We start from the raw sequence: 25012 nt of genomic DNA on the forward strand, positions 1-25012 counted from the left end.
GCCATTTCGTACTACGCTGTCCGTACTGGCGGCGGTGAAGCTGCAGCGGCACATGGAGGTTCCGTGACGGAGACGTACTCGCCGGCTGAGCAGAGGGCCCGGCGGCTGATCGACGCTCAGCTGAAAGCCACAGGGTGCATCGTGCCGAGCTGCGAGTGCCAGGAGTTCGCCAAGTGAGCGAGCGCAACCAGTTTCTGGGCAAACGGTGCCCGGACTACCCCAAGGAGAAGTGAGTCTTTGCTGCTCGACCTACGCCTGAAGACCGACCCGGGCTGGCACCGCCAGGTGGACCTGTCCCAGCTGCCCCAGAAGGACGAGGCGATCCTGCTGGGGCCGGACCTGCTCACCGCGGAGTGCTTCGTCGTCCTCCTGCGCATCTGGCACACCGAGGGCGACACCGTCGCCACGCTTGTCGGCGACCTCACCGCCGGTACCGAGCCACCGCTGACCGAGGACGAGCTCCGCAACCTCAAGGACCCCACGAAGGACAACGACAAGTGACACAGCCATTTCCCCCATCGCCCCAGCAGCAGCCGGCCGACCCGAAGGCGGCCAAGGCGCTGAAGAAGGCCCAGCGGCCCTGGTACAAGAAGAAGCGGTTCATCATCCCGCTGGCGCTGGTCTTGCTCATCATCCTGGGCCAGGCCGTCGGCGGCGGCTCCGAGGAGGAGCCCGCCGCGCAGGAGACCACCGCCGCCCCGGCGGCCGAGGAGTCGGAGGAGCCCTCAGCAGCCGAGCCCACGCAGGAGCCGGCACCAGCCCCGCCTGCCCCGACGACGGAAGCACCCGCACCCGCCCCGGCCCCCGAGCCGGAGGGCACCGTCTCGCAGCAGAACGCGCTCAGCAAGGCCCAGGACTACCTCGACTACAGCGCGTTCTCGGCCAGCGGGCTGGTCTCGCAGCTGGAGTTCGAGGGCTTCTCCACCGAGGACGCCACCTGGGCCGTCGAGCGGGTCGGCGCGGACTGGAACGAGCAGGCCGCGAGGAAGGCTCAGGAGTACCTGGACTACAGCTCCTTCTCGCGCTCGGGCCTGAAGGACCAGCTCATCTTCGAGGGCTTCACCCCCGATCAGGCCGAGTACGGCGTCAGCCAGACGGGGCTCTGACATGCGAAGTGCTTGTCGTGCTGCCCGACCTCAGCGTCGAGGGCTCTGAGACCGTCCAGACCCGTGGCATCGAGCTCCCGCAGGTCCCGCGGGTGAACGACGGCATCGAGTTCGAGGAGGGCACCTTCGTCATCCGGGGCGTGCTCTGGAAGACCAACGGGCGAGCACGTCGCCCATCTCCTCGCGCGCCTGCCCGAGGAGGTCGACAGGCCCTGGCCTCACGACCGCCCGCGTGAGGAGACGAATTGATGAACCCATACGCCGAGGCCGAGAGCCTGCTCGCGGACGTCGAGCGGGAGAACTACGGCGAGCTGGGCACGTCGGACATGATCGAGATCGCCAAGTTCAAGGCGCTCATGGCCATCGCCGCGCAGCTCGAGGACGTCCAGGGCGCGATCACCCGCGTCAGCATCTAGTCGCGCACGACCGAGCCCCCCGCCAAGACCTGGCGGGGGGCTCTGCGCAGTACCTTCCACGGTGCGCGCCGGCCAGGGGCTCCGTGGAGTGGGTTGGTCGCATGTCAGTCCGTGAAAAGTCCGCGCAAGGACCAGCAACAGCAGGAAATGGCACACCGCGGCCGTCATTTCGGACCGGCATGCCCAGTCCCGGAATTGGCTGCATAGCAACGACTCCAGTTAACGGTCGACGAAAGCCGTAAACGTACCGTCTTGTCTCCGGAGGGTCATGAAGAGTCCTGGATCAACGAGCCGGGCAAGGTGTTCGTCGCGCGGGGCGGGCGGCCGGAGCTGACGACGACGATCCTGGACGAGGCGCAGGTGCGTGACCTCGTCGAGCGGATGCTGCGGGTGTCCGGGCGCCGGCTGGACCTGTCGACGCCGTTCGTGGACGCCTCCCTGGTCACGGGCGAGCGGGTGCACGTCGTCATCCCGGACGTGACGCGCTCGGCGTGGGCGGTCAACATCCGCAAGTACGTCGCCCGCGCCCGGCGGCTGGCCGACCTGGTGGCGCTCGGCTCGCTCACGCCCGCCGCGGCCGCCTTCCTCGACGCCGCCGTGGTCGCCGGGCTGAACATCCTCGTCTCCGGCGCCACGCAGGCGGGCAAGACGACGATGGTGGGGGCGCTGGCCGGCGCGATCCCGGCGAACGAGCGGGTGATCACCTGCGAGGAGGTCTTCGAGCTCCGGCTCGCCAACCGCGACACGGTGGCCCTGCAGACCCGCCAGCCCAACCTCGAGGGCGCGGGGGAGGTGCCGCTGCGCCGCCTGGTGAAGGAGTCGCTGCGGATGCGCCCGGACCGCATCATCATCGGCGAGGTCCGCGAGGCGGAGGCGTTCGACATGCTCGTCGCCCTCAACGCCGGCGTCCCGGGCATGTGCACCATCCACGCCAACTCCGCCCGCGAGGCCGTCACCAAGCTGTGCACGCTGCCGCTGCTGGCGGGCGAGAACGTCACCGCGGCGTTCGTGGTCCCGACCGTGGCGGCCGCCGTCGACCTCGTCGTCCACCTCGATCTCGACCGCCTGGGACGCCGCACCGTGCGGGAGGTCGTGGCGGTCACCGGTCGGGTGGACGAGGGCGTCATCGAGACCGCGGAGATCTTCGTCCGCCACGCCGACCGGCTGGTCCGCGGCGGCGGCTACCCCGGCAGGCGTGACCGGTTCGAGCGGGCGGGGTACGACGTCGCCGCGCTGCTCGCCACCGGGGACGGCGGGTAGCGGTGGGCGTCGTCGTCGGCCTGCTGCTGGGCGCGGGCCTGCTGTCGATCTGGTTCACCCTCTTCGAGCGGCCGGCGCCGCGCCGGCGGTCCCGGGCCACGTGGGGCGAGGGCACCCAGGACCTGCTCGTCCAGGCCGGCGCCCCGTCGGTCAGCCCCACCGCGCTGCTCGCCACCTCCGCGGCGCTGGGCGCGCTCGTCCTCGTGGCGGGGCTCGCCCTCACCGCCTCGCCGCCGATCGCGGCATGCTTCGCGGCGATGACGACCGCGGCACCGATGTTCCTCGTCCGCTCCCGCGCCCGGCGGCGGCGCACCGAGCTGCGGGCGGTGTGGCCGGAGGTGATCGACGACCTGGTCTCGGGCGTCCGGGCAGGGCTGTCCCTTCCGGAGGCGCTCGTCGCGCTGGCGGAGCGCGGTCCCGAGGAGGTCCGCGCGGAGTTCCGCCGCTTCGCGGAGGACTACCGGGCCACGGGCCGCTTCGACGACGCGGTGGAGGCGCTCAAGGCCCGGCTCGCCGACCCGGTGGGGGACCGGATCGTGGAGGCGCTGCGCCTGACCCGGGAGGTCGGCGGGACCGACCTCGGGCGGCTGCTGCGCACGCTGGCCCAGATGCTGCGGGAGGACCAGCGCACGCGCGGGGAGCTGGAGGCGCGGCAGTCGTGGACCGTCAACGGCGCCCGCATGGCGGTGGCGGCGCCGTGGGTGGTGCTGCTCCTGCTCTCCACCCGCCCCGAGGCGGCTGCCGCCTACAACTCCGGGGCGGGCGTGGCGGTGCTGGCCGCCGGGGCGGGGTGCTCCGCGCTCGCGTACTGGCTCATGGTGCGCATCGGCCGGCTGCCCGAGGAAGCGCGGGTGCTCCGGTGACGCCCCTAGCCACCGGCGCCGGCGTCGGGCTCCTGGGCGGGCTGGGGCTCTGCCTGGTGCTGTGGCGCCTGGGGGCCCGGCGGATCACGCTCGAGGACCGGCTCGCGCCCTACCTGCGCGCGCGCCCGCGCACCTCGCGCCTGCTCGCGGAGCGGCAGCACCACACGCCGTTCCCCACGCTCGAGCGGCTCGTCACCCCCTGGCTGGCCGACGCCGGCCGGCTGCTGGAGCGGCTCGGGTCCTCCTCCGTCAGCATCCGCCGGCGCCTGCAGCTCACCGGCGGGCAGCTCACCCACGACCAGTTCCGGGTGGAGCAGCTCATCTGGGGCGCGGTCGGGCTGGCCGGCGGCCTGTTCGCGGCCCTGGTACTGGGCACGACGCGCGGGGCGCCCGTGGTCCCGCTGCTGCTGGGCGTTCTCGTGTGCGCCGTCGGCGGCGCGGTCGGCCGCGACCAGGCCCTCACGCAGGCGGTGCGACGCCGCCGGGAGCGGATGACGGCCGAGCTGCCGGACGTTGCGGAGCTGCTCGCTCTCGCGGTCGCGGCGGGCGAGGGGCCGGTGGGGGCGCTCGAACGCATCGCAAGGTCCACCCGCGGGGAGCTCACCGACGAGGTGCGGCGCACCCTCGCCGAGGCGCGGTCCGGCGTGCCGGTGGCCGTCGCCCTCGAGCGGATGGCCACTCGCACCGACGCGCCGGCTGTGGCCCGTTTCGTCGAGGGCATCGCGGTGGCGCTCGAGCGTGGGACCCCGCTCGCCGAGGTCCTGCGCGCGCAGGCGCAGGACGCCCGCGAGACGGCGCGGCGCCAGCTCATGGAGGCCGGCGGCAAGAAGGAGATGGCGATGATGGTCACGGTTGTCAAGCGGTAGCCTTGCTACATGAAGGCAGCCATCTACCTACGCATCAGCCTGGACACCACCGGCGAGCGCCTCGCCGTCGACCGCCAGCGCACCGACTGCCAGCGCATCGCCCAACAGCGCGGCTGGGAGATCGTCGAGGAGTACGTCGACAACTCCGTCTCCGCCTCACGCCGCGACGTCAATCGCCCCGCCTACGACTGCATGGTCGCCGACTACGCCGCCGGCCGATTCAACGCGCTCATCTGCTGGGACCTCGACCGCCTCACCCGCCAGCCCCGCCAGCTCGAGGACTGGATCGACGCCGCCGAGGAGGAGGGTCTGCGCCTCGTCACCGCCAACGGCGAGGCCGACCTGTCCACGGACGGCGGCCGCATGTACGCCCGCATCAAGGCATCCGTCGCTCGCGCCGAGGTCGAACGCAAGGGCGCCCGGCAGCGCCGCGCCAACCGCCAGCGCGCCGAGGGCGGGCACATCGGGTGGACCCGCCGGCCGTTCGGTTTCGACCGCGACCGCGCCCGCGACAGCGTCGTCGTCGTGGAGGAGGAGGCCGAGCTCATCCGCGCCGCGGCCGCCCGCGTGCTCGCCGGGGCGCCGATCGGGGCCCTGGTGAAGGAGTGGAACGCCGCTGGCATCACCACGTCTACTGGCGGCACGTGGACCACCACCACCTTGCGGAGGGTGCTGCAGAACCCGCGCCTGGCCGGCCGGGCCGTCTACCGTGGCCAGGACATGGGCGAGGGCGCCTGGCCGGCCATCCTTGAGCCTGAGACCTTCGCCCGGCTGGAGGAGACCCTGCGCGACCCACGCCGCCGCACCGCCCCGGACACGACCGCCCGGAAGCACCTGCTTTCCGGGCTCGCCCGATGTGGTGTCTGTGAGCAGCCCCTGTACGCCTCGCCGTACGGGTCGAAGGGGCGCCGGTACATGGTCTACCGCTGCCACGCCTACCACATCACCCGGCGCATGGATCTCGTCGACGGTGTCGTCGAGAACACCGTCAAGGCCACCCTGGCGCACCCCGGCATCATCGCCAGGCTGACCCCGAACGTGGACGTGGACGGGCTGCGCGCCGAGGCCGTCGAGCTGCGCGACCGCAGGGACGCCCTCGCCAGCATGCTCGCCGAGGGCCTCATGTCCGGCGCTGCCGTGCGTGAGCAGGCCGCGAAGATTACGCGTCGCATCCGGGCCCTCGAGGAAGCCATCGCCGCCGCCACGGGCGACAACCCGGCCGCCACCCTCGCCGCCGCCCCCGACGTCGCCGCCGCGTGGGACGCCGCCGACCTTGCGACGAAGCGGGCCGTCATCGACACCCTCATGGCGGTCACCCTGCTGCCCGCCGGCAAGGGCACCCGCTTCCGCGAGGAGCACGTGCAGATGAGGCCGAGGGTCTGACGACACGCCGGGGAGCGCGCGACACGCCGCGAGATTCAGAGGGTCGGGGGTTGTGGATAACTGGCTAGGGCTTGTAGCGATCTGGCGCTACAGCGGCCGGCAGCGTGCACCACTTCACGACCGCGGGCTTAGACGAGCGGCAACCGGACTTGTAGACGCGCTGTCTACATTTTGTCCATGCATTCGCGCAAGGGTGCAGGTCAGCATATGCGGCAGGCTGGACACCTGCGTCTACCGACTTGTACAAATGCGACCGGCGGAACTAGACGCGAGCGCCGGGACCGTTCACCAGGGCATGTGACCTGCAGTGATACACACAGCCCCGACCCGGGGGTTGTGGATTTCCGGTCCCCGTCATTAGGGCGCTCGGAGGTTGCTTACAAGCGTGTAATCCCTCGCCTAGCATGGTCTTGTCCGGACAGGAATTGACCGGACGGGGCCGGGCGACTGGCCTCAGAAACAGAGCGGCCCCACCCGTCCGCCACGTGCGCCAACACGTGGACCGCCGGACGGAGGGACCGCCGCCCACCCTCGAAAGTAGGCATTGCCATGCTTGCACAAATGCAAGCGGGAGTGAACCTCCCGCCCTACGTGAGTCTCAAGGAAGCGGCGTACCTGCGGGGGGTGAGTGAACGCACCATCCGCCGCATGATCGCCGCCGGCAAACTCCCGGCCGAGCGCCTCGGCGCACGCATGATCCGCATCAGGACCGCGGACCTCGACAGGATCGGCCACCCCATTGGCGGTGATGCCGCGTGAGCGCCTACACCGATCGCATCGCGGCTCAGATCGCCGCCGCCCTCACCGACGAGCAGCTCGACAAGCTCGCCGTCCTCCTCCGCCCCCAGGTGCAGGAGAACGTCCGCCCCCTCACCTCGAGGAGGGCCGCATGAGACCACCAGGCGCCCAGGAACGAGAAAGCCGCCCCGCGGGCAACGGGACGGCCACTCGAAACAACATCGCCGGGCAGGCAACCACCACTCTAGCGGCCATTCCCTCCACGGGTGAGGACAGCACGGCCGCCGAGTTCTTCCGTGACTCCTACGCCGTGCTCGTGCGGGGCAAGACCGTGCGACGCCACCTCTATTTCAACCTCCCCGCCGCGGAACGCGCGATGAAGCGTGCAGCCGCCCAAGGTGACCGGGCGAGCATGGTCCTGGTGCGCCTGGTCCCCATCACGGGGGGTGAGGCGGCATGAGCGCCCCCACCACCACGGCTCCGGTGGAGCCGTCCGCGTGGCTCCGCGGCCGCATGGCCCAGCTCGTCAACGCCGCCCAGGCCGCCGGCCTCGACCCGCACCACGGCCGCGCCGTCATCGTGCAGCCCCTCGGCACCACCGGGAAGCCCGGCACCCGCGCCGACCGGGAGTGCGACCGCTGCGCCACCTACGTTCCCCAGGGTCAGCCGCTCTACCCGCTCGTGATCCAGCCGGCCGCGCGCATGGTCCTGTGCGGCGGACTCTGCGACGCCTGTCACCGCAAGGAGGTGGGCGCGTGATCACCACGACCACCACCGCCACCCTGGCTGACGTCCTGGCCGAGCTGCACCACCCCGGCGAGCACGTCAGCGTCTGCACCGCGCTCCCCGGCGGCATCTTCCGTCCCGTCGTCATGGCCGTGGCCGACGTTCCCGCCGAGCTGCCTCAGGACCGGAACGTGTGGTTCGGGATCAACCCCGTGGCGCCGACCATGACCGGGCGGGGAACCGCCGAGGACGTCACCCGGTGGGCCGCCTTGTGGGCCGACCTCGACGTGAAGGCGGGCAGCCTGCCCACCCTCGAGGCCGCCCAGGCCGTCGTGGACACGCTCGCCACGATGCTGAACACCCCGCCCGCGTTCGTGACGCACTCCGGGCACGGGCTGCAGCCGCTCTGGCCGCTCGAGCACGACGATCCCGCGGCGGACACCACCGACCCCGATACCCGTGCGCGGGCGCAGGCCCTGCTGCGGCGCTGGGGACGTCTGGTGGCCCGCGTGGCGGCCGACCATGGCGCCACGGACGTGGACAGTGTGTTCGACCTCCCGCGCGTCCTCAGGGCGCCCGGGACGGTCAACGTGAAGGACCCCGCCAGGACGGTGCCGGCCACTGCCACCACCCACGGCGGGCACGCCCTGAGCGTGGCCGAGGTTGCCGAGGTGCTGGACGCCTATGGGGTGGCCGAGCTGCCCGAGGACACGCAGACGCTCGGGACCGTCGTCGCCCCGCCGGCTGCGTGGACGTTCGGGGAGTCGACGTGTGGCTACGTGGCCGCGAAGGTGCGGGGCTGGGCCACGGACGCGCCCACGGCCCGGCACCCGTGGCTGGTGTCCCAGGCGGTCAAGCTCGCCGCCGCGCACCGCCTCGGGTGCATCACCGCTGCCGACCACGCCGCCGCCTGGCAGGCCCTCGCCGCCCGGTTCCGGCACCTGCTCACCACCGGGCAGGCCCGCCGCGAACACCCCCGCGAGGTGCAGGACGCCGCCGCGTGGGGTGTCACGGCCGCCGCGTGCATGACCGAGGACCGGGCACGGGCGGAGCTGGGGAACCACAAGCACCGCGGCGACGACCTCGCCGGGCTGGTGGATCTCTCCCAGGCCCCGCCCGTCCTGGCGCCCGTCTCGGCCGCTGGCGACGCTTCACCGGCCCCTGAGGACGCCGAGGACACCACGCCCGCCCCGGGTGCGTCGTGGCGGCCCGTGGACCTTGCGGACACCGTGGCCGGGCTGCTCGCCGGGACGATCAAGCGGCACGCCCCCACGATCGGTACCCGTGAGGACGGCGCCGCCCTGTTCTACGCCGGGAAGGTCAACGGCGTGGCCGGCGCCTCCGGTTCGGGTAAGACGTGGACCGCGCTGCACGCCTGCGTCCAACAGCTCGAGGCCGGCCACCACGCCGTGTACGTCGACCTCGAGGACGACGCGGCCGGCGTCGTCGGGCGCCTGCTCGACCTCGGCACCGACCCTGAGCACGTCCTCGCACGGTTCCACTACGTGCACCCTGACGAGTCGTTCGGGACGTTCGCCGCCGCCGAGCTCGCCGCCATCATCACCACCCACCAGCCCGCCCTGGTCGTGATCGACTCGACCGGGGAGAGCATGGCCCTCGACGGGGCGAAGCCCAACGACGACGACGACACCGCACGGTGGTTCCGCCGCCTGCCCACCGCGATCGCGAACGCCGGACCCGCCGTCGTGGTCCTCGACCACGTGGTGAAGGCCGACGAGGGCGGGCTGTGGCCCATCGGGTCCCAGCGCAAGCGGGCGGCCATCTCCGGGGCCCAGTACATGCAAACCACGGTGCGCCCGTTCGCGAAGGACGCCGCCGGCCTCGCGAAGCTGGTGTGCGCGAAAGACCGTCACGGCAACTACCGACCCGGGCAGAAGGTGGCCGAGCTCGCCGTGACCCCCGGCCCGGACGGCGTGCACCTGGCCCTCAGGGCGCCCGGCGAGGCATCGGAGGCGGGACCGGTGACCTTCCGGCCCACGGCCCTCATGGAGCGCGTCTCGCGGGCGCTCGAGACCGCCGGGGAGCCGCTGTCGTTCCGCGACGTCGACGGACGGGTGACCGGGAAGCAGCAGCACGTGACGACCGCGCTCGAGGTGCTCGTGGCCGAGGGGTACGTCAACCGGGCGGACGGGCCGCGCCGGTCGAAGCTGCACAGCATCGTGCGCCCGTACCGGCAGGCCGACGACCCCGAATCCGACGCCTACGTGAGTGCATCTGCGACTGTCTCCCCTTCCTTAGAAGGGGAAGGGGGAGACAGACACTCGACCCCTTCCGGGAGACAGTCGGGAGACAGTCGGGATACACACGTCAACCCCAACGATTCCAACGATTCTGACGGGCTACACACTGGGAGACAGTCAAGGGGAGTTGGCGCGACTGTCTCCCCGGTGTATCCCTCCCCGTCAGCGGCTGTCATGCCGCCCGCGGCGGACCCGTGCCGCGAGTGCGGCGACGACCTCAACGGCCCCGGCCTCATGCGCAAGTGCGTGAGCCTCCACCGTCAGGCGGCGACCGCATGAACACGAACCGCGAACGTTCCAGTGGGGCGCCGTGCGTGCACGCGCACGTGAGGGAGGCCGGGCGATGAGGCTCACCGAGTCCGTGGTCATGGTCGAGGCCACCGTGCACGGGTGGATGACGAGCGCGTCGGGGTGGTGGGTGTACCGGGACGAGCGCACCCGCCGGAACCCTGCCCGGCCGTCGTTCGTGGCCCTGCACCCCGGCCTCGGCATCACGCTCGCCGTGTACGCCCGCCCGCGGCGCCTGCACCCGTCAGAGCTGCCCGACCCGTCGGTGCTGCCCGCCGGCGTGGTCGCCGCCGTGTGGCACCCGGGCGTGGCCCGCCAGGTCCGGGTGTGGCTGTCACGCCCGTTCGAGGACCCGCCCGGGGTGCTCGGTTGACCGCCCAGGGTGCGCTCGTGGCGGCGCTCGAGGAGCGCGGGCCCTCCCCGTGCCAGGTGTAGCCGGTGCCGGTGGCGTGGGACTTCGACGCGTATGTGCCGGGGTCGATGGCGTTGGCGGAGGAGGCGAAGGCCGCGTGCTGGTCGTGCGCCGTCCGGGTGGAGTGCCTCGCGGCCGCTCTGGAGGCCGGGGAGCGGTTCGGGATCTGGGGGGCGCTGGACCCGGCCGAGCGGCGGAGGTTGGCAGCATGAGCGCCGCGGGGCGTGACCCGGCGGCGTACATCCGGGGCTCTGAGGTGGTGGTGCCGGCGCCACTGGCAGGCCCGTTGTTCGCGCTGCTGGTGCCGGCGCTGCGCGACCGGGTGCGGTCGTCGGCGCTGCCGATCACGGACGAGCTCGCGGGGTTCTTGGAGGCGTTGCACGCGGTCGACGTCGCTTCCGAACGGGCCGTGTCCGTTAGCGGTCACGCGCGGGCGGAGGTTGGCAGTGTGGCGGGTATGAGTAGCGCAGCGGAGGCAGCGGACGCCGTGGGCTTGTCGGCCCGGCAGGTGCGCCGTCTGTGTGCCCGTGGGCTGGTGGCCTCGCAGAGAGTGGGCACGCGGGCGTACCTGGTGGACGTCGGCAGCCTCCGGGCCTACCTGCGAGGGGAGGTGGCGGCGTGAGCGTCTCTGAGGAGGTTCGCGCCGCCGCCGACTTGGCCGCGCTGCTCCCGATCGACCATCCGCTGGCCCGTTTGGGCCGCCTTCGACTCGATGCCGCTGTGCGGCGGCAGAACCAGGAGGACACCATGACCGTCGAACTCACGCCACGCGACCACAACACCGATATGGCCGGCGCGTACATCTACCGGGGCGCGTTGCAGGACGCCCTGGAGTTGCCGTGCGAGCACTGCGGGAAGCGCACCAACGGGCAGGCGTACTCGCACGACCTGGAGTGCCCCAACTACCGGCCGCACCCGTCTTCGGTGGCGGCCCACAAGATCAAGGAGGCGGAGTGGGAGCGCGCCCGCGCCGCGGGTGAGGTGGCGGCGCGATGACTCTCGACTTCACGCAGCAGCTCGCCCGGCAGAGGGCACAGGATGCCCGGCAGCGTCTTGCCGCCGCCCAGCAGCGGGCGACGCAGATCAACCTGGAGCTGCGGAACCAGCTCGATGAGGCTCGGCGCTACCAGGACCCTGACCTGACTGCTGAGGGGCTGCGGAAGCGGCAGGAGCAGATGGCCGCGACCGCCCGCGACGTGGCGTCTCGCAAGCTGGCGGAACTCAAGCAGGACGTCGAGACGGCGACGGCGCAGGTGCGGTCGTGGGCTGACCCGCTGCGGCCGAAGGTCGGGGACGATGCGGCTTCGCTGATGCGGTTGCAGTTCGCGTGGGACCGGGCGCGGATGCTCCTGGAGTCTGGGCGCACCGTGCCCGAGGTGCTCGTGAACGCTGACGCTGACGTGGCGTTGGCGGTGCGGGAATGGGGCCCGGACTGGGTGAGGGCGCAGACTCCTCGAGCGCAGGGCATGGCCCGGACGTTGCAAGAGGAGCCGGACACGTCCGGCCTGGTGCGTTCCGCCGAGGCACGCCTTGCCGAGGTCCTCGGCGGGCAGTCGGCAGCAGCCATCGAGGCGCTGCGGGACGTCGACGTCGTGCAAGCGAGTCTGGTGCCCACCGTCGCGTTCATCGACCGTCAGGTGTCCGGCGTGCCGGCTGACAACAGGGCGCTGATGTCCGCGGCGCTGGAGTCCCGCTTCGCCGCCCAGGAGGCCGTCCGCGGCTTCCAGCAGCCGGCAGCTACAGACGTGCAGGATCACGCGGCGTCGGCCGCAGGACAGGAGCGCTGACGTGGGTGACTACTCCCTGATCGGCTGGCAGAACGAACCGTCTAACCGCACTCCCATCTCGGATGCGAACCTGAACAAGATGGACGTGGGTATCAAAGCTGCCCACGATGAGCTGAACCAGGTGCCGGCCAAGGTGGCTGAGTCCTTGGGGAAGCCGGGGAGCCCGGCGGCGGCGATCCTCTTCGGTACGGGTGGGAACGTCCGGGCCTACCCGACTGCGGCCGACGCTCACACGGAGAACACGGTTGTCTACTACCCGCCCGGGGACGCTGGTGCGGCGGGGAATATCTACGGCATCAACTACACCAGCGCCATTGGTCCCCGGTGGCAGGCGGGCGCACCGGGCAGCCCGACCACCGATGCGAAGCCGGTCATGTGGGTGCAGAAGTACTCGAGGGCCAACCGCCCCGGCGAGATGGCGAACGAGTGGGACCAAGGGCTCTACGCGGCGATCACAAAGGAATCTGGCGGCGCGTACACGGCCGGTATCACCGGGTACGTGCGGAACCAGGGCGGCACCGGCCAGTCCATCGGGATCCACGGCCGCGCATCTGGGTACACCGCCGACAGTGACGTGTTCGGCATGTGGGCCTACGCCGCCGCCGCCAACCCCAACATCGTGCCGCGGTCGATCATCGGCACGGAAATCGACATGAACAACATGGCCCCGGATCAGGGCTGGGAAGCGTCCGTCGGGGCGTCGCGCGGTCTCGTCGTGGTGGGCGCAGACGGGTCCAATCCGCTGACCCGCGGCATCGAGATTGGTGCGAACGGCGCCTCACCTAACGGGAAGTTTTGGACCGGTCTGCTGCTTCGGAAGAACGGGACCATGCCCAGTGGCCCGAACTCCGCTACGCAGGTCAACAACGGTGAGGCGGTCCGGTTCGATGGCGCGACGGCGGCAGCCGACAGCTACAACGCGATCCGGTTCATGGGCGGCCACTTCAGCACCGGTATCAGCTTCACCGAGTCGTCGTTTGGGAACAACGCCGCGATCCTGATGGGCGATAACCAGCGGATTGTCGTCGGCCCCGGCCCTGCCTCCAGCACGTACCTGAGCTTCAACAAAACGACGTCTGTGGCGAATTTCAACAACATGGCCGTCCAGGTGAACGGCACGCAGGTGCTCACGGGCAGGCGGTCCGGATGGGGCGTCAATGCTGGGACCGCTACCCGGACTGCGTTCGATACGGCCACCGTGACCCTGCCGCAGCTGGCCGAGCGTGTGAAGGCGCTCATCGACGACCTCAGGACCCACGGACTGATCGGAGCCTGACCCCATGCAGATTGACCCCGCTGCCGTCCTCGCCGTCATCAGCGGCCAGTCGCACCACATCGCGACTCTGACCGCAGAAAACGCCCAGCTGCGCCAGGCCCTCACCGAGCAGCAGACAACGGAGGATGACCGTCTGGCTAGGAGGCAACCATGAGTTCTCTCGACCTCGGAACGCTCAGGGGCCACGTCGAGCTCGACATCGACGCGTTCGAGCGCAAGTACGGCGAGGTCGACAAGCTCCTCGCCGAGCTCGAGCGCCGCCAGGTCAAGGACGTCGCCATCGGGGCGGACGTCACCGACGCCGAGGCCAAGATCGGCCAGGTCCAGGACGTCCTGGCGAAGGTCGACGGCACCACGGCTGTGGTGCAAGCCATCGCTGACACGGCGAAGGCTGAGTCCGGGCTGGGGGGCGTTGACCAGGCCCGCAAGACCCTCGACGGCACCACCGCTGACGTGACCGTCACCGCTGACACTTCGAAGGCGGAGTCCGTCCTCGACAACTTCGAGGGCACCGCCGGGTCCGCCGGCGGGGACGGTGCCAAGGCGTTCGGGGCCGGGTTCGTCGGCGGGCTCATGGCGACCCCGATCGCGGGGGCGGTCGCTGGGCTCATCGGCGACGTCGTAGGCGAGTTCCGGGACGCCCTGTCTATTGAGGCCGACCGGGACATGTTCGGCGCCCGCACTGGCTTCGACGGGGCCACCGCCGCGAAGTACGGGCGGGCAGCCGGTGAAGCCTACGCGGACGCGTGGGGGGAGTCGGTAGAGGGCAACCTGGACACGGCACGGATCGCGCTGCAGAACGGGCTGCTCAACGCTGACGCGGCTCAGGCTGACATCGAGCGTGTGGTGTCCTCGCTGTCTGGGGTCACGGACATCATGGAGGCGGACATCCCGGCCGCCGCCCGCGCCGCGGGGCAGCTGCTGAAGACCGGGCTGGTCGACACCGCGGACCAGGCGTTCGACGTCCTGATCGCCGGGTACCAGAACGGCGCGGACGTCGCCGAGGACTTCCTCGACACCCTCACCGAGTACCCCACCCACTTCCGTGACCTCGGCCTGACGGCAGAGGAAGCCGCCGGCCTCATCATCCAGGGCATGGAGGGCGGCGCCCGGAACACCGACCTGGTCGCGGACGCCCTCAAGGAGCTCACGATCCGGGTCAAGGACCTTTCCGCCGAGGATGCGCTCGAGAAGTTGGGTTTGGACGCCGAGAAGATGTCTGACGCGTTCGCCACCGGTGGGCCAGCTGCCCGGGATGCGCTCGAGGAAATCACGTCGCGGCTGAACGAGGTGGAGGATCCGAGCGACCGGGCAGCCCTGGCCGTGCAGCTGTTCGGCACCCAGGCCGAGGACATGGCGGTGGCACTGGCCAGCCTGGACCTGTCCACCGCCATCGCCGAGCTGGGCGACTTCGAGGGCGCGGCGGCGAAGGCGTTGGACCGGCTGGGGTCGAACGACCAGGCGAAGATCGACTCCGCGATCCGGAACGTCGAGGTCGCCGCCAACGGCATCAAGGGTGCCCTCGCGTCGGCGTTCTCCGACGAGCTCGGCGGCGCCGCGGACTGGGTCGCGCGCAACCGGGGCCCGATGATGGAGTTCCTCCTCGACGCCGTGAACGCGGCCTTGGACTTCGCCTCGTCGTTCGTCGGCGGCCTGTCCGAGAGTGGGGTCGCGATCGGTGATTTCCTGGCCGGCCCGGTCGCCGACCTCCTCGATGGGATGGGGTCGGTCGTCCGCTCGATGGAGTGGATGCCGGGCGACCAGCACTCGATCATCGAGGGCATCGAGGCGACCGCCGACGCCGCCCGAGAGACCGGCAAGACGCTCGCCGAAGAGTCCGACGGGATGGGGGAGAACTGGGGCGCCGCGCTCGACGAGATGCGCGGCCAGGTCAACGACTGGGCGGCCCCGGAGATCATCTCCGCGCACATCCACGACGCCGTCCTCGCCGCCACCGAGCGGCTCGGGGAGCTCGAGACCGCGATCAACGAGACGGGCGGCACGGTCACCATCAACGGGGACGAGCGCAACGCCCAGCAGGTCCTCGACATGATCGTCGGGAACATCGACGAGGCGGACGGCACCGTGGTCATCAACGGCAACCGTGTGCCGGCCGGGGACGCCTTGGACACGGTCATGGGGCTGATCCGGGACTCGGAGGAGGACGTCAAGATCGGTGGTGACTCGACCACCGCCCAGGGTGACGTTGCAGGGTTCAAGGTCTGGTCCAGGGAGCAGAAGGCGTGGGTCCCGGTCGACGCGAACACCGGGCCCGCGGACGCAACCGTGGGCCGCTGGCAGCCGCCGCCCAAGACCGGAATCGCCACCTACTGGGCGCAGTCCTCCAGCCAGCTCGCCAACTGGTCGCCGCCGTTCAAGATCGGCAAGGTCGAGTACCGGGTCACGTCGCGTGGCGGGGTCATGGACATGCCGATCCCGACCGGCCGCGCGGGCGGCGGGTGGATCGGTAACGGTCTCGCCGCCGGCGGGTGGGTCCCCGGGGAGAACCCCGGCCCCGGAATCGACAACATCCTCTGGCCGCTGGCCGGTGGCGGCGAGGTCCTCTCCCAGCCGCTCGCGGGCGGCGAGTACGTGACCAAGGCGTCCCAGGCCGGGCTGTGGGGGCCCCTGCTCGAGGCCATCAACGGCGGCCTCAAGCCCGGCGACCTCACCGGCGGCACCACGGCCACCACCACACCGGTTGCCGGGATTACGTCGGCGCAACTTGCGGCCCAGGACCGCCAGCTGATGCGTGAGTTCATCAGCACGGCCGCAGGGCTGGCGAATCGTCCGGTGGAGACGAAAGTACAGATCAACGGGCGTGAGCTCTTTACGGCTGTCGATCAGGCGTACCACAGCTACGGCGTCCGCAAGGGCGGAGTTGGGTCAAAGGGCTGGGGGCACTAGGACTGAGCAGCCTGAACCCGGATCGTGACCACGCCGATCCAGCCGTGGATCTGGACTGCCTCGAGGTCGGTGTCGACATCGATGTTGGCGCCGAAGTTGGTCAGGGACCGCGCTTCGACGTCGTCGACCCTCGTGACCTCAAATCCGAGGTCGAGGATCTGCTGACGGAGGCCCATCGCGTCATTGATCGCCGCGGCATGATCCCCGTGAATCGTCTTCGTGGCGGCCCGCACGAGCGCGGAGGTTGGCTCCGGGGCCCCGTCCATCACAAACCCCGGCCGGGCCTTCAGCTCCCAGGCAAGTGGGTGCTTGTCATCCATAACCGGGTCCTCGCACCGAGCGTTGTCGGCGAGGAAAGCGATGAGCTCTGTCCATTTCTCCATGGCGCGCACGATAGCGGGTCGCCACTGGTTGCGTTTCTTGCGCCCCCCACGCGCGCAGGGAAGTTTCGGCCGCCCCTTGCCCCAGTCTCGAACGCTGGGGCGCCTACTCGCGGTACCGCTCGGTCGGGAGCGACAGCACCCAAGCGTCGAGGTCCGCGGCGCGGAAGAGGAGCTTCCCCTGCTTCTCGCCCGCGTAGCGGGGCACGAGGTCACCGTTACGGATTGCCAAGCGCAGGGTCGCCGTGGACACGCCGGTGCGGTCGGCGGCGTCGTCGAGGCCACAGCTGATGAATGAGTACACGGGCGGTTGCTCCACGGGATCGAAGATGAACCGTTCAGCCCACCGGTGTCCACCGTCGTCGTGTGCCTCGCGGTATGCCTCCCATGCCGGCGCCCAGCGGAACAGGGTGGCGGCCCGAATTAGCGCCTTCCCGCGGCGGTGGCCGGCATGGTGGAGGTCGAAGTCGCCCCACCATGCGCGGGCCCGTATCAGCTGCCTGGGCAGTCCGGTGGCCTTCTCGGCGGCCGGCAGGGACAGGGCGATGACGTCGTACACCGGCAGGTCCGTCATGCCTAGCGTCCTCTGCGGCGTCGGTTCTCCCAGTACGCCTGGGATCTGGGTGTCCGGGCCATGAGCCGGTGCGGGTCCACGACGGGCGTGACCCGCTGGGACTCTTTCCACGCGTCGAGGTCGGCCCTGGTGATCCGCCACCGTCTCTCGCTGAGGCGGTATGCGCCGGGGATCTTCCCGGACGCGAAGTACTGGCTGATCGTCGTGGGGGAGACGCCAAGCTCGGCCGCGACCTGCTTGGTGGACAGGTCCGGCGGGTGCTGCTGGTGGTCGCTCATGGGTTGCAGGTTGTCGTGTCTGAGGTTGTCGCCATGCTGCGGACGGTAGTGGCCGCATATGCACTCGAGGAAGGGGGGCAGGGGTTGCAAGAGTCGCCGTTCTTGCGGTGCCCCCCACGCGCGCGCACCCCCCGTGGCCGCGATGCGAAACCGCCACGGAACCGGACGGCGCGGGGTAGATTCCGCGTCCATGCGACGTCTTCCGACTGCTTTCGTGGCCGTGATCGCAGCGGCTGCCCTCGCCGGGTGTGCCGCCGAGGCGGAAACGGCCCAGCCCGCCACAACCGTGGCTCCGACCACTGAGGCTGCGACCGCTGAGGCCGCCGAGCCGGACCTCGTGGCGATGCAGCGAGACGTGCTAGACGAGTTCTGGGACGAGCTGCCGGCCAAGGACCGCGAGGTGCTGTGCCCCTACTGGCAGTCCGACATCGAGGCAGCAGTAGATCGCTTCACCGGCAGCGAGGTGCCCGTCAGCCGAGTCGTGTTCGAGGAGTGGATGAACGACGTGTGCTAATCGCGCCCCTCGCGCGCGAAACGCCCCGACCCCTACGGGAGTAAGGTCCGGGGCGTTTCCTATGTCCTGGGCCGGTTTCTGTGCGCCCTTGGGGGTGGCCCGCGGCAGCCAGTGCCGTAGTTGTTCCAGAGGATCACCGGCATGTCCTAGACGTGCGCGGGCGCGGGGCCGTCGCTGTGGTGCCAGCCGACGTAGGCGCAGGCGCCGCTCTCGTCGTCCGCGGGGTACACCCACCAGGGCGTCTGCTCGGCGGCGGCGTTGCCCATCAGGACGGTCTGAAGCACCCGGTCCGCGCAGTCGACGAGGTAGTCCAGCCGCTCGGCTGGGTTGAACTCCGCGAGATACGTGTTGTCGTCGAGGAACCACGTCAGGTCGACAAGCCGGCCCGGGTCCATCTCGTGCCCCCAGCGCACGTCGATCCCGAAGACCTCCAGCTGCGCCATCGCAGCCTCGAGATCTTCGAGCGTGGCGGTTGTAGTGTCGTGCATGTCCTTCTCCTTCTAGACCAAGGGGTTGGGCTGGCCCGTTCGGTGTTCCAGCACCGGGCGGGCCGTTCTATGTGGGACGTCAGCCCAGGAGACGGTCCCAAGCGTCAGCGTGAGCCGCCGCGGCCTCGGCGATGAGGCGGAGAGCCTCCGTGTTTTCGTCCTGGCCGATCCAGTAGGCCGCATCACGCAGCGCCGTTGCCGCGTGGTGGTCGGCCGCCTCGGTGGTGCCGGCGGAGCGGATCAGCTCGACGTCGCGGTCCCGGTGGCGGGGGAGTGCCGCACGGTCGGCACGTGTGTAGTGGGTGGTCATGCGACCACGGCCAGGGTGGGCACGAAGGACACGTGGCAGCGAGTCATCGTCGCGCGGGCGTTGGACGCGCACTCCAGGCAGGCGGCCTCGGTGATCCTGCCTGCGGGGCCGGTGATGGTGAGGGTGCCGCCGGCCCGCGCGCTCTCGCAGACCTCGCACGTGGTGTCTGTAACCTTGAACATGGTGCAGCTCCTATCTGCGCCGTGCCCCGTTCGACGTTGCCGCGTCGGGCGGGGCGTTTTTCGTCGGAGGGCAACCTCCGCGGGTAAGAGGAACACTGCACCTTTGTGGTGCCCGTCGTCTTCCTGGTGCTGCCGGTCACGGTGCTCTTCTGTCAGTTGCCTAGGCCCGCGAGAGTTGGCCAGTAGGAACGAGAGCGTGGCGAGAGTGGTGCCCGGAAAGATGAGAGCGCTGCTCGGAGAGCCACCACGTGCGGGCGGCGCGCTCCTCGGCAGCGAACGTCCGTGGCGTTCCAGGCGCACCATTCCGGGTTCGTAAACTTGCCCGCCTGCTGCTGTGTGTTGGTCTACCCTGGAGCCGTGCCTGGAAAAGACGCGAAGCGAGGCGATGTTTATCGCGTACACAGGGCGGCTACTGCGGACGGGAACGATACGCGGGACGCGCACCCGATGGTTTGCGTGGCAGAGCAGCCAGCTGACCCGAACGCCTGGAAGGCGATGCCGAGGGTAACGACCGGAGCTGACCGGCAGGACCTCCCGAGCCCACAGCGCTCGGACTTGCCGTTCACCCGTGACGGTTACTGGACTTACCGATTCACTAGGGCAGTCAAGAAGCGCCTCACCGGTGATCCCTATCTGTGTCGCTTCATGGTCACTCTGCCCGAACCAGTTCGCTCTGAGGTCCTCGATCACTACAAGAACCGACCGCGCCAGCTCGACAGCACAGTTTCAAGGCAAGGCACACGCTGACCTCGACATGACCCGCCTCTCCCTCTCGTTAGCACCCGATGGCATCACCAATCCCAGTGTCTGGGTCAACGGCGAGCCAGGCGAGGCCGCTGTCGGCGACCTCTGGCTGCTCTCCTGGAACGGGGAAGGATTAGGCCTTGTTGTCATCTCAGCGCGTCTGGCCGACTTCGTTCTGACATGGCCAGCCACGCTGCCACGCGACAATGGACACGCGCCGGCAGTTCGCGTGGACGAAAGCCCACTCGGTGTGCCGGTCGATGTGTGGCCGACACGCGAGACAGGTATTAGCAAGGCCCTGCTGCACCGCAGGCTCGGACACTTGCTGCCGCCGCGCCTGATGGGAAGTATTGGCGACGCCCTCGATGAGGGAAATGAGCCGCCCGTTCCATTCGCGCCACCCGCAGCCGACATCGAAGGTCAGCGCATCCGTGATGAGGCAATGATCGACTACTGGGAGGAAATTTGCCTGATCCAGTGGCCGGCGCTGGTGCCCGCCACTCCTCGTCTAAGCCCTGACCTCGCGCGAGAGGCGCAACTGACCCCTAGCCAGGTTGCGGAACTCTTTGGCATTGAGGCCGCTGACGCGGTCGCTCTTATCCGGGGAGAGGTTGACCTCACGCCTGATCAGGCCCAAGAGATCGCGCAATATTTCGACCGACCCGTTGGGGAGCTCGCCGTAATGCCGCAAGACCCTGCCGCCGTAGCACTCCTGAATCCGGTTTGGAAAGAAGACATCGTCCAGCTCGCGCAGCGACGCGACGTCGACGAAGCTACTGCGCGGAATCTGGTCGTCGACGAGTTCGCACTCGCCGCCCGATCCTCTAACGCAGTTGAGGACCGGTTGCGCGCCGTGTTCGCACGCCTGATGAATGAGTGAAACTGTTGTGAGCATCGACTTCCATGACCTTGCAGCGAGGCACGATTACAGGGGTATTGCTGCAGCGCTTATCGACTCAGAAAGCGCCCGAGGCGTCTACGACTTCGCGCGCCTGGCGGACGACCCAATCGAGGAGATTGAGCGAGGCGGCGAGCTGGAAGTGCACCTCGACCAAGTCACCCCCAGCGACTGCGGTGTTGCTGGCTACTACCGGCCGCGAGGCCCTCGCGGCCCGCAGATCGTGGTGCACCCCTCGTGGACGATCACCCGCGACAACTTCACCGTGCTACACGAGTTCGCGCACCACTTGCAGCGCACCCACCTGCAGTGGGCAGATGTTTGGTGCCTGCTCCCTGAGCGTGAATCATCGCTAATCAACGAGCGAGCCGCAGACGCCTTCGCAGCCGAGGTGCTGTTGCCGGGTGACCGCGTGGGCCTCGCGGCCTCGGAGGTCACAGCAAGGGACCTGGCGCGAGTGCACCTTGAGGCGATGTCTGCCTCGCGCTCGGCGATCGCGCACGGAGCACTACGCGAGGCACGGCCGGCGGACAACGTCGCGGTTGCGGTCGTGGACCTGACCGGTCAGGTGGTCTACGCCAAGTCGGTGGGAACCGTCATGGCGCCCCGCCGCGGCGCGGTCCAGAATTCAATCGCTCGATTGGTGCGGCGCGCGGTCGACGGCGATGGGCAAGCGTCGGGGGTGCTCGATCCGGGACTAGTCACGGCATCTGGCTACGTGCAGGACAACTTGGTCGCCACCCTGGCGCTCGACGCGACGGGCCACTATGCCTTCGTCGTCGTTCGGCCACTGCACCGGCGCGCCGCCCCGACGTGGCGTCGGGAAGAGTACGAGTGCCAGGTCCCAGCGTGTGCCGCGGTGTTCGTCAGTTCCGAGAGCACAAGGTGGTGCGGACAATGCGAAGGCCCGCACTGCCCCGAGTGCGGATCGTGCGCATGCGACTTGGAAGCATCTAACACGTGCACCAAGTGCCAGATGGCTCTCAGCGTCGTCGAACGTACCGACCCGTCGCTGCATGAGTGCTGGTGAACTCCTTACGCGCTCACTCGCGAAGGGAGTCAGAGCGGTCCCGGTACCGAGCAGGAGACACTTTCGTAGCAGCCCGCTAGTGTCCTGCGCCAGTAGTTCGTTGAAGAAGTCTTCGGAGTGAGTCGAGGATCTGTTCGGCCGTCTTGGTCCACACGAAGGGCTTGGGGTCCTCGTTCCAGGCCTTGACCCATGTGCGGATGTCGGCCTCGAGGGCCTGGACGCTGCGGTGGTCGGATCGCTGGAGGAGGTCGGCGGTGACGTAGGCGAAGAACCGCTCGACCTGGTTGATCCAGGAGGAGTAGGTGGGGGTGAAGTGCATGTGGAACCTCGGGTGCGCCTCAAGCCACTTCGTCACCGTCGGGTGCTTGTGGGTGCCGTAGTTGTCGCAGACCAGGTGCACGTCGAGATCGTCGGGGATCTGGTCGTCGATCTTGGTCAAGAACTTCTTGAACTCGCTCGCCCGGTGGCGCCGGTGGAGGCTGGAGATCACCGTGCCGTCGTCGATGTTGAGCGCCGCGAACAGGCTGGTTGTGCCGTGGCGGACGTAGTCATGGGTGCGTTTCTCGGGCATGCCGGGCATCATCGGGAACGCCGGCTGGGACCGGGCCAGCGCCTGCACCTGGGACTTCTCGTCCACGCACAGCACGACCGCGGCCTCGGGGGGATTGAGGTACAGCCCCACGATGTCGTAGACCTTCTCCACGAACAGCGGGTCGTTGGAGATCTTGAACCCCTCGGCCCGGTGCGGCTTGAGGTCGAACGCCCTCCAGATCCGCCCGATCGTGGACTTGCTCAGCCCGGTGCGCTCGGCCATCTTCGCCCGCGACCAGTGCGTCGCGTTCTTCGGCGTCGACTCCAAGGTTGCGACCACGACATCCTCGACCTGGTCGGCACTGATCACCGGGGGCCGTCCCGGCCGCGCCTCGTCACCGAGCCCATCGAGGCGTTGCTCGACGAACCTCGCCCGCCACTTGCCCACCGTGGCCGCCGCGCATTCCAACCGCGCCGCAACCGTCTTGTTGTCCAAGCCCTCCGCGCATGCCAGCACGATCCGCGCCCGCAGCGCCAGCGCCTGCGAGGACTTCGCCCGGCGCGACCACCTCACCAGCTGCGCGCGCTCGTCAGCGGACAAGACCAACTCGGCTTTGGGACGCCCAGAACGAGGCATACCCCAGTCTACGACTTATCCAGTGAGTTTCTGGCGCAGGACACTAGAGGTTCGCATTTAGCATGCGGTCACGGAGTGGGCGAAGCAGAGTGTCGTTCACAGGTGAAGACTAGAACGACCCGCCAACAAGTTGCGGCGCTCCCGCAACTCCAGGCGAAGAGCGGACCTTGCCGCGAGATGTCAAGGGGGCAAGAACTCGTCGATCAGCTGCGGCCGGGCCGCGGGCTTGCCGCTTAACCGCCCGGCGTCACGGGCGGCGACGTAACGCGCGACGGTGTGGTGCGAGACCCCGGCGAGCTCGCCGGCGTCTCGATATGACCCTGTCAGATCGAACGCTTCGAGAATTTCCATGATCTCCTCGGCAGACTTCACGTGTCCCTCCTCGGGGCGATGGGCGCTTCAGCACCGCTATCGCACCCGAGGAGGGGCCCCGCCGTCCGTAACGGACGGGGCAGACGATGTCGTGTCGGGCAGATCCCATGACCGCCAGCGGGCAACTCTCATGTCCGCCACCGGGCAGCTATCTGGCCGCCTCCGGGCAGTTTCTCGTGGCCGCCAACAGCGAGACGCTGGACTCGCTCACAGAACGCCATCGGAGTCTGCAGCAATCTTGCAGGAACAAGCCGTCTGAGGCGTTGCAAGATCAACTGCCATGGCGCCGTCTTCTGGCAGGAACGAGACATCGTCGCCAGCTTCTTCTTGCGCCGATGCTCGCGACCGAGTGAAGTTGCGAATCGAGCGGTGCGGTGAGAATCGGCGCACGAGCGTGAGAATCGACGACTTCGGTGATGTCGGCGACGCGTGAAAACTGACCCCGTGGCGACGGGGCGGGTTCCAGTCAACGTCGCAACACGGACTGTGTTGGTGAGGCTAACAGCGCCTGGAACAACTCGGCGGGAGCGTGGTCGTCGAGGACGATCCGTTGCCGGTGATTGAGCTCGTTCTCCACGGCGAGGAGGTGTTGGGGCGAGTGCAGGCTCAGGTCGGTGCCCTTGGGAAAGTAGTCCCGCAACAGTCCGTTCGTGTTCTCGTTCGAGCCGCGCTGCCACGGTGAGTGGGAGTCGCAGAAGTACACGGGAACGCCGAGCGATCCGGTGATGGTGCGATGGCCGGCCATCTCGGTTCCCTGGTCCCAGGTGATCGAGCGCAGCAACCCGGCCGGCAGGTCGCTCAGCCGCGCGGTCAACGCCGCGTGCAGACTCTCGCCGTCGCGCTGCGGGAGGTGCAGCAGCCGCACCAGCCGGGTCTGACGCTCCAGCAGGGTCCCGATGGCCGAGCCCTGGGCCTTGCCGATGATGAGTTCTCCTTCCCAGTGCCCGGCCTGGGACCGGTCGGCAGGGACGAAGGAGCGCTCGTGGATGCTCAGCATGGGCTGTTTGAACCGCGGCCGTCGCCGGTCGACCTTCTGGTGCGCCCGTCGATGATCGCGTCCGGAGCGCAGCGGTGAGCGAGGATCGGGAGCCACGCCCGAGGGGCGCAGGAGCACCGATCCCGGCTGGTAGAGCGCCTGGTAGATGCTCTCGTGGCACAGCCACATCGACCGGGGAAGCGGCGTCGCAGATAACGGCTGATCTGCTGCGGGCTCCACCGTTGCCCCAGCAGCTCGACCACCATCCGCCGCAGGTCAGCATGGGTCTCAAGGCGCCGGGGGTGATGGCGGGCCCGGCGTGCGGTCGCGTGCCGGTGCGCCTCGAACGGCCGGTACCCCGCGCGGCGGCCGCTACCGGCGTTGCGGCGCAGCTCGCGCGAGATCGTCGAGGGCGCCCGCCCCAGACGCCGGGCGATGCCGCGCACGCTCACCCCGGCACGGACCAGATCAGCGATCTCGATCCGCTCGTCCTGCGACAAGAACCGGGGACTGATCTGCCGCACGGCCAATAGCTCCAGCGGCGGCACGAACCCCTTCACCCCGCCCTTGCGGTAGGTCGTGTACCCCCGCGCCCAGTTGTTCCCCGTGGTCCGCGACACCCCCACCTCACGAGCCGCGCCCCGAATGCTCCAACCTCGAGCACGCAGCTCCATGAACCGCTGCCGCTTGGCCGACTGCGGACGCCGCCCCGGCCCCTTCTTCACGCGACGAGTCGATGCCATCACACCCCCACAATTACGGAAGTGTGCGACCACGACTGGAAACCGCCCGGATGAAAACGGACCTCC

The 25012-nt window shown here is 69.5% G+C and carries 31 protein-coding genes and 3 pseudogenes; 24 read left to right on the forward strand and 10 right to left on the reverse strand.

The window, feature by feature from the left end:
- Positions 1-237 precede the first annotated feature (237 nt).
- The 21 genes from ACF0H8_RS06735 (at position 238) to ACF0H8_RS06835 (ending at position 16289) form a co-directional block, all read left to right on the forward strand.
- A complete protein-coding gene (locus ACF0H8_RS06735) occupies positions 238-501 on the forward strand; it encodes a hypothetical protein (protein ID WP_395288192.1) in 264 nt (87 codons plus the stop codon).
- Complete coding sequence (locus tag ACF0H8_RS06740; protein ID WP_395288193.1) at positions 498-1106, forward strand: Ltp family lipoprotein; 609 nt, start codon at positions 498-500, stop codon at positions 1104-1106. The genes ACF0H8_RS06735 and ACF0H8_RS06740 overlap by 4 nt, the downstream gene beginning before the upstream one ends.
- 17 nt (positions 1107-1123) lie before the next feature.
- Positions 1124-1342 (forward strand): hypothetical protein, encoded by a 219-nt coding sequence (locus ACF0H8_RS06745; protein ID WP_395288194.1) that lies wholly within the window; start codon positions 1124-1126, stop codon positions 1340-1342.
- Between the two features lie 12 nt (positions 1343-1354).
- Positions 1355-1522, forward strand: coding sequence for a hypothetical protein (locus tag ACF0H8_RS06750; protein WP_395288195.1), 168 nt, complete (start codon positions 1355-1357; stop codon positions 1520-1522).
- A 252-nt stretch (positions 1523-1774) separates the two neighbouring features.
- Positions 1775-2782, forward strand: a complete 1008-nt coding sequence (locus tag ACF0H8_RS06755; RefSeq protein ID WP_395288196.1) for a CpaF family protein — start codon at positions 1775-1777, stop codon at positions 2780-2782.
- 2 nt (positions 2783-2784) lie between these two features.
- A complete protein-coding gene (locus ACF0H8_RS06760) occupies positions 2785-3645 on the forward strand; it encodes a type II secretion system F family protein (protein ID WP_395288197.1) in 861 nt (286 codons plus the stop codon).
- Complete coding sequence (locus tag ACF0H8_RS06765; protein ID WP_395288198.1) at positions 3642-4511, forward strand: type II secretion system F family protein; 870 nt, start codon at positions 3642-3644, stop codon at positions 4509-4511. The genes ACF0H8_RS06760 and ACF0H8_RS06765 overlap by 4 nt, the downstream gene beginning before the upstream one ends.
- A gap of 9 nt (positions 4512-4520) precedes the next feature.
- Positions 4521-5894, forward strand: coding sequence for a recombinase family protein (locus ACF0H8_RS06770; protein WP_395288199.1), 1374 nt, complete (start codon positions 4521-4523; stop codon positions 5892-5894).
- 591 nt (positions 5895-6485) lie between these two features.
- Complete coding sequence (locus ACF0H8_RS06775; protein ID WP_395288200.1) at positions 6486-6653, forward strand: excisionase family DNA-binding protein; 168 nt, start codon at positions 6486-6488, stop codon at positions 6651-6653.
- Positions 6650-6787: a hypothetical protein gene (locus ACF0H8_RS06780; RefSeq protein ID WP_395288201.1), complete on the forward strand. Its 138-nt coding sequence runs from the start codon at positions 6650-6652 to the stop codon at positions 6785-6787. Before ACF0H8_RS06775 ends, ACF0H8_RS06780 begins: the two co-directional genes overlap by 4 nt.
- On the forward strand, positions 6784-7092 hold the full coding sequence (locus tag ACF0H8_RS06785) for a hypothetical protein (protein WP_395288202.1): 309 nt from the start codon (positions 6784-6786) through the stop codon (positions 7090-7092). Before ACF0H8_RS06780 ends, ACF0H8_RS06785 begins: the two co-directional genes overlap by 4 nt.
- Positions 7089-7391: a hypothetical protein gene (locus ACF0H8_RS06790; protein WP_395288203.1), complete on the forward strand. Its 303-nt coding sequence runs from the start codon at positions 7089-7091 to the stop codon at positions 7389-7391. Before ACF0H8_RS06785 ends, ACF0H8_RS06790 begins: the two co-directional genes overlap by 4 nt.
- On the forward strand, positions 7388-9898 hold the full coding sequence (locus ACF0H8_RS06795; protein WP_395288204.1) for an AAA family ATPase: 2511 nt from the start codon (positions 7388-7390) through the stop codon (positions 9896-9898). Before ACF0H8_RS06790 ends, ACF0H8_RS06795 begins: the two co-directional genes overlap by 4 nt.
- Before the next feature lie 64 nt (positions 9899-9962).
- Complete coding sequence (locus ACF0H8_RS06800; RefSeq protein ID WP_395288205.1) at positions 9963-10280, forward strand: hypothetical protein; 318 nt, start codon at positions 9963-9965, stop codon at positions 10278-10280.
- 65 nt (positions 10281-10345) lie between these two features.
- Positions 10346-10531, forward strand: coding sequence for a WhiB family transcriptional regulator (locus ACF0H8_RS06805; RefSeq protein ID WP_395288206.1), 186 nt, complete (start codon positions 10346-10348; stop codon positions 10529-10531).
- On the forward strand, positions 10528-10941 hold the full coding sequence (locus ACF0H8_RS06810; RefSeq protein ID WP_395288207.1) for a hypothetical protein: 414 nt from the start codon (positions 10528-10530) through the stop codon (positions 10939-10941). Before ACF0H8_RS06805 ends, ACF0H8_RS06810 begins: the two co-directional genes overlap by 4 nt.
- Positions 10938-11315, forward strand: coding sequence for a hypothetical protein (locus ACF0H8_RS06815; protein ID WP_395288208.1), 378 nt, complete (start codon positions 10938-10940; stop codon positions 11313-11315). Before ACF0H8_RS06810 ends, ACF0H8_RS06815 begins: the two co-directional genes overlap by 4 nt.
- The gene (locus ACF0H8_RS06820; protein WP_395288209.1) at positions 11312-12106 is read left to right on the forward strand and encodes a hypothetical protein; all 795 of its coding nucleotides are present in this window, start codon (positions 11312-11314) and stop codon (positions 12104-12106) included. Before ACF0H8_RS06815 ends, ACF0H8_RS06820 begins: the two co-directional genes overlap by 4 nt.
- A 1-nt stretch (position 12107) precedes the next feature.
- A complete protein-coding gene (locus ACF0H8_RS06825; protein ID WP_395288210.1) occupies positions 12108-13382 on the forward strand; it encodes a hypothetical protein in 1275 nt (424 codons plus the stop codon).
- Between the two features lie 4 nt (positions 13383-13386).
- On the forward strand, positions 13387-13536 hold the full coding sequence (locus tag ACF0H8_RS06830) for a hypothetical protein (protein WP_395288211.1): 150 nt from the start codon (positions 13387-13389) through the stop codon (positions 13534-13536).
- Positions 13533-16289: a phage tail tape measure protein gene (locus ACF0H8_RS06835; protein WP_395288212.1), complete on the forward strand. Its 2757-nt coding sequence runs from the start codon at positions 13533-13535 to the stop codon at positions 16287-16289. The genes ACF0H8_RS06830 and ACF0H8_RS06835 overlap by 4 nt, the downstream gene beginning before the upstream one ends.
- Here ACF0H8_RS06835 and ACF0H8_RS06840 read toward each other — a convergent pair.
- From ACF0H8_RS06840 to ACF0H8_RS06850, 3 genes are all read right to left on the reverse strand, one after another.
- Positions 16286-16672, reverse strand: a complete 387-nt coding sequence (locus tag ACF0H8_RS06840) for a hypothetical protein (protein ID WP_395288213.1) — start codon at positions 16670-16672, stop codon at positions 16286-16288. The genes ACF0H8_RS06835 and ACF0H8_RS06840 overlap by 4 nt on opposite strands.
- Before the next feature lie 103 nt (positions 16673-16775).
- The gene (locus tag ACF0H8_RS06845; RefSeq protein WP_395288214.1) at positions 16776-17243 is read right to left on the reverse strand and encodes a helix-turn-helix transcriptional regulator; all 468 of its coding nucleotides are present in this window, start codon (positions 17241-17243) and stop codon (positions 16776-16778) included.
- Between the two features lie 2 nt (positions 17244-17245).
- Complete coding sequence (locus ACF0H8_RS06850) at positions 17246-17521, reverse strand: helix-turn-helix transcriptional regulator (RefSeq protein WP_395288215.1); 276 nt, start codon at positions 17519-17521, stop codon at positions 17246-17248.
- A gap of 286 nt (positions 17522-17807) precedes the next feature.
- Here ACF0H8_RS06850 and ACF0H8_RS06855 point away from each other — a divergent pair, with 286 nt between their 5' ends.
- Positions 17808-18035 carry a hypothetical protein gene (locus tag ACF0H8_RS06855; protein WP_395288216.1) on the forward strand — a complete coding sequence of 76 codons (228 nt, stop codon included), beginning with the start codon at positions 17808-17810 and terminating at the stop codon, positions 18033-18035.
- Positions 18036-18181: 146 nt separating this feature from the next.
- Here ACF0H8_RS06855 and ACF0H8_RS06860 read toward each other — a convergent pair whose 3' ends face one another.
- The 3 genes from ACF0H8_RS06860 to ACF0H8_RS06870 all read right to left on the reverse strand — a co-directional run bounded on the left by ACF0H8_RS06860 (position 18182) and on the right by ACF0H8_RS06870 (position 19015).
- Positions 18182-18523 (reverse strand): hypothetical protein, encoded by a 342-nt coding sequence (locus ACF0H8_RS06860; RefSeq protein ID WP_395288217.1) that lies wholly within the window; start codon positions 18521-18523, stop codon positions 18182-18184.
- A 79-nt stretch (positions 18524-18602) separates the two neighbouring features.
- Positions 18603-18833: a hypothetical protein gene (locus ACF0H8_RS06865; RefSeq protein WP_395288218.1), complete on the reverse strand. Its 231-nt coding sequence runs from the start codon at positions 18831-18833 to the stop codon at positions 18603-18605.
- Positions 18830-19015 carry a hypothetical protein gene (locus ACF0H8_RS06870; RefSeq protein ID WP_395288219.1) on the reverse strand — a complete coding sequence of 62 codons (186 nt, stop codon included), beginning with the start codon at positions 19013-19015 and terminating at the stop codon, positions 18830-18832. The genes ACF0H8_RS06865 and ACF0H8_RS06870 overlap by 4 nt, the downstream gene beginning before the upstream one ends.
- Positions 19016-19769: 754 nt before the next feature.
- Here ACF0H8_RS06870 and ACF0H8_RS06875 point away from each other — a divergent pair.
- A complete protein-coding gene (locus ACF0H8_RS06875) occupies positions 19770-20639 on the forward strand; it encodes a hypothetical protein (RefSeq protein WP_395288220.1) in 870 nt (289 codons plus the stop codon).
- 7 nt (positions 20640-20646) lie between these two features.
- Positions 20647-21687 (forward strand): ImmA/IrrE family metallo-endopeptidase, encoded by a 1041-nt coding sequence (locus ACF0H8_RS06880; RefSeq protein WP_395288221.1) that lies wholly within the window; start codon positions 20647-20649, stop codon positions 21685-21687.
- 76 nt (positions 21688-21763) lie between these two features.
- On the opposite strand, the gene ACF0H8_RS06885 is transcribed toward ACF0H8_RS06880, so the two are convergent.
- From ACF0H8_RS06885 to ACF0H8_RS06900, 4 genes and pseudogenes are all read right to left on the reverse strand, one after another.
- Complete coding sequence (locus tag ACF0H8_RS06885; RefSeq protein ID WP_395288222.1) at positions 21764-22855, reverse strand: IS630 family transposase; 1092 nt, start codon at positions 22853-22855, stop codon at positions 21764-21766.
- A 186-nt stretch (positions 22856-23041) separates the two neighbouring features.
- Positions 23042-23227, reverse strand: a pseudogene (locus tag ACF0H8_RS06890) (IS21 family transposase); the annotation flags it as partial.
- A gap of 466 nt (positions 23228-23693) precedes the next feature.
- Positions 23694-24763, reverse strand: a pseudogene (locus tag ACF0H8_RS06895) (IS30 family transposase).
- A gap of 30 nt (positions 24764-24793) precedes the next feature.
- Positions 24794-24946: pseudogene (locus ACF0H8_RS06900) on the reverse strand (helix-turn-helix domain-containing protein); the annotation flags it as partial.
- Between the last annotated feature and the right edge of the window lie 66 nt (positions 24947-25012).

This window comes from Georgenia sp. AZ-5, assembly GCF_043952095.1.
Taxonomy (GTDB): Bacteria; Actinomycetota; Actinomycetes; order Actinomycetales; family Actinomycetaceae; genus Georgenia.